The organism is Glaciimonas sp. OK215, assembly GCF_057787885.1.
Map to the genome: position 1 here is coordinate 4,075,344 of NZ_CM173544.1, position 12,877 is coordinate 4,088,220.

Sequence of the window (12,877 nt, forward strand, 5' to 3'; positions counted from 1 at the left end):
ATCAACACAAGGAGCGCACATGGCTGTCAGCGACCACGATCTTATCCAAGCCTGGACCCAGGTATTGACCCTTTCCAAACTCGCACCCGGACAAATCGTGACGGTGCTGACCAGCAGCGCCACGCATCCGCAAACACTATCCACCGCGATCACGGCAGTGGGCTTGCTGGGCGCCATTCCGAACCGGCTCGACCTGCAACCGGTGAATGCCGAAAAATCGCTCAGCCGCGACGCGCTGGCGTATCTGGGCACCACCCCGCTGACCGGCAATCGCGCCGCCATCGCCGCCCTCAAGGAGAGCGATCTGGTGCTCGATCTGATGACCTTGCTGTTCTCGCCCGAGCAACATGACATCCTGAAAACCGGCACCAAGATCCTGCTCGCCGTCGAACCGCCCGAAGTCTTGCTGCGCATGGTGCCGAGCGAACATGACCGGACCCGCGTGACGCGCGCCGCCGAACGCATCGGGCGCGCCAGGGAAATGCACATCGTGTCCGATGCCGGCACCGACCTGCGCTGCCCGCTGGGCGAATTCCCGGTCATCAGCGAATACGGCTTTGTCGATCAGCCGGGGCGCTGGGATCACTGGCCGAGCGGCTTCGTGCTGACCTGGCCCAACGAACGCGCCACCCAGGGCAGCATCGTGATCGACCGCGGCGACATCCTGCTGCCGATGAAGTCGTATGCGCAAGCGCCGGTCCGGGTCACCGTCAAAGACGGTTTCGTGAGCGCGATCGACGGCGAGCTGGATGCCGAACTGCTGAGCGAATACATGGCGTCATTCAACGATCCCGAAGCGTATGCCATGTCGCATATCGGCTGGGGCCTGCAACCGCGTGCTCAATGGTCGACACTCGCCATGTACGACCGCGAAGCGACCATCGGCATGGATGCGCGCGCTTACGAAGGCAATTTCCTGTTTTCCTTCGGCCCCAACAATGAAGCGGGCGGCAGCCGCACCACCGCCTGCCATATCGACATCCCGCTGCGCCGCTGCAGCATCGCGCTGGATGGCGAGCAGGTAGTACGCGCCGGCAAGGTTCTGGACGGTTACCAATACACATAAGGAGTCGACAAAATGCATGCAGAAGTATCCACCTACCAACGCCAGGGCTTTGGCAATGACTTGCCGATCAAGGCGCCGTTCGGTTTGCTGATCGTCGATCTGGTCAACGGTTTTGCCGATCCGGAAGTCTTCGGCGGCGGCAATATCCCGGCGGCCATCGCGCAAACCGTGAAGCTGCTGGCAGCGGCCCGCGCGCAAGGCTGGCCGGTGGCGCATAGCCGCATCGTGTTTGCGCCGGATGCGTCCGATCGCAACATCTTCGGCATGAAAGTGCCGGGTCTGGTGACGCTCACGGAAGATGCGCCGAACAGCGCCATCGTGCCCGAACTGACACCGCAAGCCGGCGAACTGGTGGTCCGCAAGACCGTGCCGTCCGCTTTCTTCGGCACCTCGCTGGCGCCGTGGCTGACCCAGCATGGCGTGCAAACCCTGCTGGTGGCCGGTGCCGTGACCAGCGGTTGCGTGCGCTCCAGCGTGGTCGATGCGATGTCCTACGGGTTCCGCCCGCTGGTGGTATCCGACTGCGTCGGCGATCGTGCGCTGGGCCCGCATGCAGCCAATCTGTTCGACATGGCGCAAAAATATGCGACGGTGCTGCCGCTGGAAGAAGCACTAAACGCCATCAGGCAAGTTCAGGACTGCTAACCAAGGAAGCAGGATGACCCGGACGCCCTATCAAACGCCGAAAACCACCCGCCGCAGCCTGCTGCAATCCGGCAATGTGCTGCTGGTGACGCGCGCGCCGCAAGCCGCGCCGCAGCCGGCCTCCGGCCAGCCCGGCGCGGCATCAGCCTATGTCGCAGCCGAACCCGATGTATTTATCGCGGTGTTCGGCAACGGCACGGTGTCGGCCTTCAACGGTCACGTCGATCTGGGCACCGGCATCCAAACGGCGCTGGCGCAAATCGTGGCCGAAGAACTCGACGTTGCGCTGGAACAGGTCAGCATGGTGCTGGGGCATACCGGAGAAACGCCCAACCAGGGGCCGACGATTGCCAGCGCCACCATCCAGATATCGGCCGTGCCGCTGCGCAAAGCCGCGGCCCAGGCGCGCCAATTCCTGCTGGCGCGCGCCGCTGAAGTCTTGCATATTGCGCTGGAAGACCTGACGGTCGAAAACGGCACCATCGGCACCATCGGCGCCGGCAGCGATCCCGCCAGCGCCATTGAATACGGGCAATTGCTGCAAGGCCAACGCATCGAACTGACGCTGAGTCCGGCTGACATACCGCTCAAGCCGGTCAGCGCATATCGCATCGTCGGACGCAGTACGGCGCGTGTGGATATCCCGGCCAAGGCCGGCGGCGCGCTGGTGTACGTCCACGACATGCGCGTCCCCGGCATGCTGCACGGCCGCGTGGTACGGCCGCCGTATGCCGGTCGCGACAGCGGCGACTTCATCGGCCGCAGTTTGATTGCGGTCGATACCGGCTCGATCCGGGATCTGCCGGGCATCGTCAAAGTGGTGGTACTCGGCGACTTCGTCGGCGTGGTGGCCGAACGCGAAGAGCAGGCATGCCGCGCCGCCAGACAGCTCAAGGTGGAATGGCAGCCGCATCCGCCCTTGCCCGACCTGTCAGACCTGGAAACCGCCCTGCGCGATATTCCATCGAAACGCCGCCACTTGCATCAGCACGGCGATGTCGCTGCCGCGCTGGCGCAAGCCGCCACCGTCTTGCAGCGCAGCTATGTCTGGCCGTACCAGATGCATGCCTCGATCGGACCTTCCTGCGCGCTGGCGGATTATCGGGACGATAGTCTGACCGTCTGGTCCGGCACCCAGAATCCGCACGTCCTGCGGATCGACCTGGCGCGCTTGCTGCAGCTGGACGAAGCGCAGATTGAAATTGTCCGGATGGAAGTCGCCGGCTGCTATGGCCGCAATTGTGCCGACGACGTCAGCGCCGATGCCGCGCTGCTGGCGCATGCGGTGGGCCGGCCGGTGCGGGTGCAGTTGTCGCGCGAACAGGAACACGCCTGGGAACCGAAAGGTGCAGCGCAACTGATGGATGTCAAAGGCGCCATCACGGCCGATGGCGACCTGGCCGCCTACGATTTCGTCACCCGGTATCCCTCCAACGACGCCCCGACGCTGGCCCTGCTGCTGACCGGCGTCGTACCGGGCCAGCCGCGCGTGCTGGAAATGGGCGACCGCAGCGCGGTCCCGCCCTACCAATATATGCACACCCATATCGCCTGCGACGACGTTGCGCCCATCGTGCGCGCGGCCTGGTTGCGCGGCGTATCGGCATTGCCGAATGTCTTCGCGCATGAATCGTTCATCGATGAACTGGCAGTGGAAGCCGGCGCCGATCCGGTTGCACTCCGGCTCCGCCATCTGACCGACCGCCGCGCTATCGAGTTGATCGAGGCCGTCGCCCGGCGCGCCGACTGGCACAGCGGCGCCGCGGGATCGCGCGGCCGGGCCGATAGCGCCGGCCTGCTGCATGGCCGCGGTTTTGCCTACGCCCGCTACATCCACAGCGCGTTCCCCGGTTTCGGCGCCGCCTGGGCCGCCTGGGCGATCGACATTGCAGTCGATACGCGTAGCGGAAATATCAGCGTCAAGCGGATAGTCGTCGGCCAGGACACCGGCATGATGGTCAATCCCGACGGCGTGCGCCACCAGATTCACGGGAATGTGATCCAGTCGCTCAGCCGGACCCTGAAAGAACAGGTGACGTTCGACCGGAGCGGCGTGACCAGCCTGGAGTGGGGTGCCTACCCGATCCTGAGCTTTACCGAGGTGCCGCCGATCGAGGTAGTCTTGATGCCGCGCCAGGAGGAACCCCCGCTCGGCGCCGGCGAATCGGCTTCGGTGCCGAGCGCGGCAGCCATCGCCAACGCGCTGTTCGATGCCACCGGCCGCCGCTTCCGGCAGCCGCCGTTTACGGCGGAATGCGTGCTGAGGGCGTTGAATTCATGATGCGTCGGACTGTGCATCATTCGGCGCGCCGCCGTACCTGATGGCCGTCGTCACGAACGTCGATTCTGCCGGAATCAATCAGATATTTCAGACGCGACATCAAGAACTGGTCCCCCAGTGGGTTACGTCGGTCACAACGCCACATGGCGTCGCCAACAACCCGTAAGGCCTCACGCCATTCGCTCGAACAGGCGTCGATGAGCAGGTCGTCATGGGCAGAAAGACTCTTGAAGACCAGGCATCCGGATTCATCGACTTCGCGCAGAAGCGCCGGGTGTGCGGCGATTGCTTCGAATTCTTGCGCCAGGAGGCTGCACTCGTTTGCGGCCAAGGCAACCGCGCCGGCGACTAGCGGTGCCAGAATTTCAGGTGGGTGGGCGGCGACGGCGCGCATGCCATCCGGGCATGGTGGTACCGGAACCTGGTACAACGTGCCCCCCGTATCAGCGAGCCGATGACAAGCCATCCGCAGGAATACGTAGTCTTCGCCGCTGCCGCTTGTCCATATGAGCAATCTATCCGGTGCGTGTTTTTGTAGTTGGTCCCGCATAGTCTGCCATGGAGCGAAAGCATCACCGGAAGTCGTGTAATACTCGACGAACGCGGGATCGTCGAGAGGAGGCGGAGGATAACCATCGCAGAGCTCTTGAAAAAAAGCCATGCGCTTATATCCGTCGGTTAACGGACCAAGGTTAAGCGGATACTCGATGGAGAACACTTTGCCGGACAGCCGGCGCTCCGAGACGGCATACCGCAAACAACCGGCTGCGGGTATAGAGGCAACAATGTGAAAATCGCTCATTTGAACTCCCGGATTTCGCTAGAACTTCGCCACAAGCTGCCAGGCCCCGCCCACAGGCCCGGCAGCCTTTTGCTACAAACTTATTTTGCCCCCGCTTTGCCACCCGCAAAATTGCTGCCGTCAAGTGTCGTCTGCTGCGCTTCCAGCGCATGGATACGATTTTGCAATGCTGCCAATTGGTTACGGGCAGATTGCTGCTTATTGCTCAATGTCTGGGCTTGCTGACGCGACTGGTCTTGTTGTACCGCGACGCGTTGTTCTTGCTGATGCTGTACCGCCAGATCGTTTTGCAGTGCCACCAAACGTGTTTCCTGATGCGAAATCAATTGCTCGGTGAAGTCCTTGTCCGCTTCCAGCTTGATCCGGCGGATATCCACTTCGGCCAGTTTTTCGGTCTGACCGACAAAACTTTTATAGGTCTGCTCGGCTTGTACTTCGGACGTGGTTTTCACTACGCGCCAGAAATTCTTTTGCTGAAACAGCGCAACGTAATAGATCCGGCCCTCCGGCTTGAACAGCAGGCTGGCGCCGTAATTGCCGTTATAAGTGGTGCGCAACTCGCTGATCGCCTGACCTTGCATCAATTGCTGCAGTTCGCCGCTGGTGCTGTTGGCGCTGTCGATAGCGCTACCAGCGGCAGGCAAGGCGCTGCCCGATGCTGCGGCGACTGCCGGCACGGCCGCAGAACGGCTGGATGACTGCGCCATTGCGTTAGCCGACAGCCCTGCAATGCACAATCCGACTCCCATTGCACTGACCATATTGCGTACATTCACGTTCATCCCCTATTTCCCTTCCATCATTTGATTTGTCGATACATGGCACAGCATAGTCGCCAATTTTAACTTGAATGCTGTTGCTAATAAGCACTGTTTTTCAGTAGTGTCCGGTTTAATTCTGGCGGGACCGCCGCCAACACAATATTGATACGGGCTGTGCGAAACTCATGGGTATCCACGAACTGAAATTTGGCTTGAAAATTGACGACGCTTCCGGGTTTCGACGACCTCGAGTGGCGCATGAACGTTGGCAAGATGCTGACATCATCGACATTACTTAGACGTGTTGCGCAGTGTGCGCTGCCGCCAATTGGTAGGTATCCGCATTGACGCTGCTTGCCACAAAGTTTGGATCAATCCCTGTACCGCCATCCGTAAACGCCGCCATGGCTTGAATCAAGTTGTTCACTTGCGTCGCCATGCTGGCCGAACTATTCGACTGCGCACCAGGAGCAACCACCACGTTCGGGTTATATGCCAGTTTGACGCCGGCGATATCTCCGGTAGTACCGTTTGCCCAGGTGAACGTGCTGTCGCTCAGAATCGTATTGCCGTTGCTGTTGAGGTTCACGTTGGCCGCATTCAGATTGATGGAAGTGATCCCTAGCTTATCCAGCGAATAGAGGTCGCTCTGCTGGAAATTGGCGTTACCTGTTGGGTCAACCCATACCTTCAATTTCTCCCACAATGAATTGCTGGCATCGAGTATGCCTGCCTGATTCGATAACACTGCGGAAACACCGGCCAGATCGGCGCCGTCCGTCACAATTCCAGTGTTGTTGGGATCGTAGACCAGCACGCCTTCACCGGCAGTGGCCCAGCCGGTGTGCACCTGCTGACCATCATTTTGCATATCGAAATAGGCTGTCGACGTGCTGAGATTGGTGGTTTGGACTTTGTCGCCAGCCAGGTTCAGGATGATTGGCTCATACTGCTGCGACTGCACTGAAACAACCTGGTTATTGGCGTTCCTGGTAGTGGTGGTATCGCTTTGCAAACTGCCGTCGACACCTTTGGATTGATAGTCGTCGACGGTGCTGCCACCGGCTTTGGTGATGGTCTCGGTGGTATGTCTATCCAACGTTCCATCGGGATTCAGAACTGTAACGTCATATACCTTTGTGCTGCCATCGGCATTGGTTGTGGTGAGATCATGGATTACCAACTGGCCTTTATCGTAAATTTTATGGTCATCGATCGTACTGCCATCGGCATTGGTTGTGGTTACGTCTTCGTCAAACATCGCGCCGTCGGCAATTTCCGTGGATTTAGCGTCTACGATCTTGCTGCCGTCAGTATTGATGGTGATGATGGTATCGCCTTGTGCCGTGCCGTCATAGCTCAGGGCCTTGATTTCTTCGACCGAGCTGCCATCAGTATTGATGGTTTCGATGTCGCTCCTTAACACCGTGCCGTTGGCATCAAAAACCTCATAGTCTGTGACTTTGGTGCCATCAGTTTTGGTGGCGACGGTGTTTTCGTTTTGCAATGTGCCATTGCCATCCATATTTTTTTGGACTGAGACGCTGCTACCATCGACATTGGTGGTTGTTTGGGTTCGCACAATCTCAGCGTAAGGTGTACCGGCGTAAGCTGAATACATGTCGTCTTCGATCTTACTGCCATCAACATTGGTGGTGATTATGCTTTCGCCGGTCAATGTGCCATCGGGGCTCAGGATTTTTGTATCATTGTTTTTAACACCATTTGAATCGGTTGTAATGCTCTCGGTTACCACCTCTATCCCATTCACATTTTCTGTGATGAATTGGCTCAGACCATCAGCACTCGTCGCAATAGTCTCGCTTAAAATGAAGTTCCCTGGGTACCGATAGGTGACGTCTTCAAGCGTGCTGCCATCGGTACTCGTGACCGTATTTGTCTCGTGCCCCAACGTACCGTCGGGATTCATGATTTTCAGGTCGTCGGTTTTCACGCCGTTGGCATCGGTTGCAATGGTTTCACTTTGACTGATATTGCCGTCAGTATCGATAACTAGCGTATTGCTTTGATTGACTTCGCCGTTGCTGCTCGTTGTTGAAGTGCGGTAAGTATTTGCTGCCGCGTCAGCAACGGTTGTCGAGGTCACGACCGGACTTCCGTCCGTCCCAATGACGAGCGTTGTCGCTGTCATGCCATCTGCGGAAACAGTCGTAGTGCTGGTAGTGCCATCGGCATTCAATTGAAACACCGTTGGCAGTAGTCCGCTTTGCGCTTGAGGTATCGTGACTTGAGCGCCCGACGGATCGGTCATCGCTATGCCGCCGTCCGCCGTCTGCCCAACCATTCCTTGCGCGTTGCCAGTTGCCGGATCGGTAAACTGCAGACGGCCATTCGCATCAGGCGTCACTTGGGTAGATATCGTCGCCCCTGAATTGTCACTTGCAGTCAACACACCGGTTTGGTTATCGACTGCAATATTTTGACCTCCTGCCAGTTGTACGCCAGTGACGTTACCCTGACTATCGAAGGAATACACGGCGCCATTCGCTCTGATTGCATAATCCCCAGTCCCATAGGTCGTGATGGTCGAACCATCGGAAAGTGGATGAACATCAATAGTCGACGGCCCCTCAGATATTGCATCTTGCTGCCATTGGTTGAAGGTATCAATGCCGCTAGTAACAAACTTACCGAAACCGTATGCAGTAACAACCGCCATACCAATTCCGATGGCAGCAACAGCAGTTGCGGGAAGAGCGACTACAGCTGCCACAGATGCAGCCCCGCCAACTACAAGGCTTTCAGCTCCCCAGCCCGCCAATGTACCTGCTGCTGTACCAGCCATTTCTCGGAAAAAGCCACTGAGTCCGTCTTGCGCTCCTCCAATAGCAATACCGGGAACCGCTCCTTGCCCACCAATCAATAAGTCCGCCGCATGAGCAGCTTCCTCGGTCAGCTTTGCCGCCTCTCCGACCAGCCCACTCACTGCCCCCATCCCAGCACCTAACCAATCTGCGGGCGTTGGGTTGCTCGCCTGTGCGATGAAATTGTTGCCCCATGAAGAAATAAATGAGGTTGGAGTGGTATTCGTTTGCGCCATGATCACTTCCTAAATGAGGTTGATATATTTTTTTTGAATGCAACAAGGGCTGCAACGGCTAATTTTGTAAGCCAAAACCATAAAGTAAAGATGAATGATCCAGGGAGAAGCAAAAAAAATACGGGGATAACAGCTGTAACAAAAAACCCATGCATATGAAAAACAAACCAACCATTTATGCCATTTAACAGGCAAAGAGTGAAATAAATAGCAGTGGAAGGAAAAACAGTAGCCACGGTCAACCAAGTACGAACGGGGCCCCAGTTCGGCTTGTTCTTAACCGCTCGTTGTCTAGATTCAGCGGTACTCGGGAATGTCCAATTGTGGAAATACAAAAACAAAACTGATGCAACGTTATAGACGAGCGCGCCCCACACGGCGATACCGGTTAAATTCACATAAAATTCTGTCGGCATCACACCATCCATGAATGGCGTGGCAATGCCCAGTCCAACGAATCTCAGCGCGTGCACCAGGGGCGTCAAGATTGTGTCGATCCAGGACAGCATGCGTGGACTGTAGGCGCCGGCCAATGTATAGAGCACGATCAGCGGAACAAACACGCCCCAGAACGGTGTTTGAGGAAACCATGTCTTTTGCTCTCCTTCCGCTACCTGCAACCGCCATTGCAAACCGAATCTGTTCAACACCGACTTTTCGAAATTTCTTCGCTTTCCAACCGATTCACCTTGATCCGACATCCGGATATCTCCATAAAAATTTATTCGATCGGTAGTATCCGATTTAATTGCGGCGGGAACGCTGCCAAGCCAATATTGCTTGGTTTTAGTCGTTCGTCCCGTTAGCCGGTTTCGGCCTCGGTCTCGGCATCGGCAATCTGGAATTTACGCATCTTTTCCCACAACACTTTGCGGCTGATGCCGATCGCGTGCGCGGTATCCTGGCGCCGCCAGCCATTCGCATCCAGTGCGGCAATAATCCGGTTACGCTCCGCCAGCTCGCCTTTTTTGCGCACCGCCAGCAGATCGGTACTCTCGTCGCTACGTTCCAGCGTTCCCAGCATCGCAAAGACCCGATCGATGCGGGTCCTGTCCCAGTTGCCCAGTTGACGATAAATAATTCCCACCCGCTCCGCCACATTGCGCAACTCGCGCACGTTGCCGGCGAACCTTGACGTCGCCACGCGCTCCAGCAGCCAGTCCGGCGGCGCCGGCACTTCATCGTAGGTCTGCGCCAGCAAGGTGCTGAAAATCGCGATCTTGTCGACACTGCCGCGCTCTTCCAGATTCGGCACGCGCAACTCGATCACCGCCAGGCGGTAATACAAATCGGCACGAAACATATCCTGCTGCACCTGTTCCCGCAAATTGCGGTTGGTCGCCGCCACCAGCCGGAAATCCAGCTTGATGTCGGTTTGCGAACCGAGTCTGGTAACCGTACTCTGCTCCAGCACGCGCAGCAGCTTGACCTGTTGATACAACGGCAAATCGCCGATCTCATCGAGGAACAAGGTGCCGCCGTCGGCCTGTTCGAAATATCCTTTATGCGCCAGCAAGGCGCCGGTGAACGCGCCTTTTGCGTGACCGAAAAACAGCGATTCGAACAGCCCGTCGGGGATCGCGCCGCAATTCACGGCAACGAACGGTCCAAGCCGATAGCGTCCATGGCGCTGATGCAGCAACTGCGCAATCCGTTCCTTGCCCACGCCGGTCTCGCCCATGATCAGCACACTCGATCCGCAATCGGCAAAGGCCTCGGTTTCGGCGACCAGTGCCTGCATGCAGCCGGATTCCGCAATCAACGGTTGCGGCATCCGATCAGGCGCACCATTGGCTTGCAGTTCCGCCGCCAGCCGGAACACCAGCGTGCGCAACTCGGCACAAGTGAAATCCAGCATCAAAATGTGCGAGTACTCGGTTGGATAGACGCGCGGATTGGCCGTGCGCCCCACCTCGGCCACCCAGATCACCGGCATGCAATGCGCCTTTTGCCAGGCCTCGGCGGACAACTCGCCGCGGTCGATCACCGTCACCGACATGACCGCAATCGACGGCCGCAACGCCACCTGATCGCGCGTGACGGTCATGCCGTCGGCACGAATCACTTGCACATCGAAGCTGCTCAGACAATGCGAGATCCGATCGGCAATATCCGACTTGCCTTCCCATACGTAGATATCCAGGCTCTCTGGTATTGGCTTGTTTTTCATTGTCATTTACTCCCGCTCATCCTTGCTCTTGATTACTCTTTGTCAGGTGCCGCATTGCGGCCTGCCAGCAGATCGCGGATTTCACCGAGCCGCTGAAAAATATTAAATGCCAGAATCCACAATTCGCTCATCAGACGCCACAGCAGCAGCGCCAACAGCGTGCCGCCGACAGCCAGCAGCACGCGCCCGATGCCGGCACCGCCATGCTCGACGGCGCTGAGTACGCCGGCGACCGCGATGACCAGCAAGCCCAGCCGGTAGATCAACTTGATCAGGCAGGGTGCGATCAGATGCTCGAAGCCGAGCAGGCTGGAGAGTTTGGCGTAAGTTTTTTTGGATAACACAGTGCCCCCTTAATTTGATATGTCGTTCTCAATAAACCAGTTTCACGCTGCTGCAACTGATGGAGGCTAATTTGAGCGTGCTTTGCCCAACGCCGATCCCCAGCAGCGACAGCACCGAATCGAGCAAACCGCCCACAGCGGACAAAATCGGGTTTAACAGCGCACCCAAACCGCTCAGCACCGCCGTCAGCAACCAACTCAGAAGTCCCAGCGGATCCAGATCCAGACCAGCGCCTATCGTTCCGGGCTGAATGATCCCACCCAATATGCTGCCCAAAGAGGAACCGACAGTCACACTGCTCGGAAGCGGCGCACTCAAAGTTACTGCTGCGGGAGGATTGGTCAGCGAAGCGTTGATGCCGAGATTGAGTACCCCTGCAATCAGGTCAACCCGATTCGCCGCTTGCGACACATTCGGGCACATAAATGGCCCACTGGCGGCCTGCCCCCCTTTTGCCAGACAGACTTGCGCCAAGCCTGTCTGAATGCTGAATGTCGCGCTTTGCGGCGCGTTGCATTGCAAGCTGTTCAGCGTGGCTTTGCCCGGGGCCAGATCAACGTAAAGCGGGAGATTCACCAGCGAAAATCCGCCGATCGACAATGCCTGAACGTTCAGCGCCAGCCGCATCTGGGCCGAAGTAGCTACCGCGCCGACGCCGCCGACGGCCATCTGCGGCGCTTCGATCAGGCTTAATTTCAAGCCGACTTTGCCCAACGGACCGAGATCGACATTCGTGCCAAGATTAAGAAAATTACCCTTGTTGGCGACCTGCAAGGTGCCGACGTTGAGCAAATCCAGGACATTGACTTGCGCACTCAGCGCGCTCACGCCATCGGCTGCATTCAGGTTCAGAATATCGCCGATTTTCAGCATCGTGCCACCCAACGATCCAGTGGTCAGGCTCAGCAGGTCGGCGACGTTGATGTTCGCCACCTGTGCCGGCGACAGCGCCTGCACGGACGCATTGACCAGCTGCGCCAACGATACCTGGGTGTTCAATACCTGATCGATGCTGCCGGCATTCACATTCAGGTTGGCCAGCAGGTCCAGCAATGAAACCTGCGCCCCGACCAGTCCGTTATACGTGAGCGCGGACAGGCAGACATTGCTGCCCAGCAGGCCATTCACCAGCGGAGCCAGCAGCGCACTGGCGCCGCTGCACACGGAAAGCAGCCCGGTTCCGAGCGAGAATGCCGCCACCGGCTGCGATTGCGTCGCAATCGCCTGGACCACGACCGACTGCGGCGCCAATCCGAAAAAACTGATCACGTTCTGCGACACAATCACTTTGACGGCATTCAGGCTGACGCCCGCCTTCGGCGTACCGAAATTCTTGTCGAGCGGCACTTCGTAGCTGAGCACCGTCGTCAACGCCGGAGCGGTTTGCGGATCCCAGCGGCCACAGGTGGGAGTAATGGCGCTCGCCGAAGCATTCGGCGCACCCGCGGAAAAGTTGTTGGCCTGCGCATTGGCCTTGGCGGCCGCCGTTGCCGCAGTGCAGTCAAGTGCGTTGCCGGAGAGTGCCTGCGCCCCCGCCAGCGCCGCCAGATCCGCCACTTTCTGCAAGTCGCGTTTCTTGTAAAACAGATAGCCGATATCAATCGAAGACAACAGGATGACGATGATAGCCAGGAAAACCGCCGCCATCACTGCAATCGAGCCGCACTGCCGGCGCGCCTCGCACCTGGGCTGGCGCGCGGGCGAAGATTGATTGGCAATGGGGTTAGCAAGTGAGCGCATGATAGG

General features: G+C 58.1%; 10 protein-coding genes. 3 read left to right on the top strand and 7 right to left on the bottom strand.

What is annotated here, in order from left to right:
- Nucleotides 1-19 precede the first annotated feature (19 nt).
- Genes AC3CHX_RS18780 through AC3CHX_RS18790 form a run of 3 tightly spaced genes read left to right on the top strand, consistent with a single transcriptional unit; the run spans nt 20 to nt 3,992 of the window.
- Nucleotides 20-1,066 (top strand): 2,5-dihydroxypyridine 5,6-dioxygenase NicX family protein, encoded by a 1,047-nt coding sequence (locus AC3CHX_RS18780; RefSeq protein WP_488629542.1) that lies wholly within the window; start codon nt 20-22, stop codon nt 1,064-1,066.
- Nucleotides 1,067-1,078: 12 nt separating this feature from the next.
- The gene (locus AC3CHX_RS18785; protein ID WP_488629543.1) at nt 1,079-1,711 is read left to right on the top strand and encodes an isochorismatase family protein; all 633 of its coding nucleotides are present in this window, start codon (nt 1,079-1,081) and stop codon (nt 1,709-1,711) included.
- Nucleotides 1,712-1,724: 13 nt separating this feature from the next.
- The gene (locus AC3CHX_RS18790) at nt 1,725-3,992 is read left to right on the top strand and encodes a xanthine dehydrogenase family protein molybdopterin-binding subunit (RefSeq protein ID WP_488629544.1); all 2,268 of its coding nucleotides are present in this window, start codon (nt 1,725-1,727) and stop codon (nt 3,990-3,992) included.
- A gap of 16 nt (nt 3,993-4,008) precedes the next feature.
- Here the strand turns inward: AC3CHX_RS18790 and AC3CHX_RS18795 are convergent, their stop codons facing one another.
- The 7 genes from AC3CHX_RS18795 to AC3CHX_RS18825 all read right to left on the bottom strand — a co-directional run bounded on the left by AC3CHX_RS18795 (nt 4,009) and on the right by AC3CHX_RS18825 (nt 12,871).
- The gene (locus AC3CHX_RS18795; protein WP_488629545.1) at nt 4,009-4,794 is read right to left on the bottom strand and encodes a DUF3658 domain-containing protein; all 786 of its coding nucleotides are present in this window, start codon (nt 4,792-4,794) and stop codon (nt 4,009-4,011) included.
- A gap of 80 nt (nt 4,795-4,874) precedes the next feature.
- Nucleotides 4,875-5,576 (bottom strand): DUF2968 domain-containing protein, encoded by a 702-nt coding sequence (locus AC3CHX_RS18800; RefSeq protein ID WP_488629546.1) that lies wholly within the window; start codon nt 5,574-5,576, stop codon nt 4,875-4,877.
- Nucleotides 5,577-5,850: 274 nt separating this feature from the next.
- Nucleotides 5,851-8,616 carry a beta strand repeat-containing protein gene (locus AC3CHX_RS18805; protein WP_488629547.1) on the bottom strand — a complete coding sequence of 922 codons (2,766 nt, stop codon included), beginning with the start codon at nt 8,614-8,616 and terminating at the stop codon, nt 5,851-5,853.
- Between the two features lie 2 nt (nt 8,617-8,618).
- Entirely contained in the window at nt 8,619-9,317 is a 699-nt protein-coding gene (locus AC3CHX_RS18810) for a hypothetical protein (RefSeq protein WP_488629548.1), read from the bottom strand.
- Between the two features lie 101 nt (nt 9,318-9,418).
- Nucleotides 9,419-10,786 carry a sigma 54-interacting transcriptional regulator gene (locus AC3CHX_RS18815; protein ID WP_488629549.1) on the bottom strand — a complete coding sequence of 456 codons (1,368 nt, stop codon included), beginning with the start codon at nt 10,784-10,786 and terminating at the stop codon, nt 9,419-9,421.
- Nucleotides 10,787-10,818: 32 nt separating this feature from the next.
- Nucleotides 10,819-11,130 (bottom strand): DUF4282 domain-containing protein, encoded by a 312-nt coding sequence (locus tag AC3CHX_RS18820; RefSeq protein ID WP_488629550.1) that lies wholly within the window; start codon nt 11,128-11,130, stop codon nt 10,819-10,821.
- A gap of 28 nt (nt 11,131-11,158) precedes the next feature.
- Complete coding sequence (locus AC3CHX_RS18825) at nt 11,159-12,871, bottom strand: pilus assembly protein TadG-related protein (RefSeq protein ID WP_488629551.1); 1,713 nt, start codon at nt 12,869-12,871, stop codon at nt 11,159-11,161.
- Between the last annotated feature and the right edge of the window lie 6 nt (nt 12,872-12,877).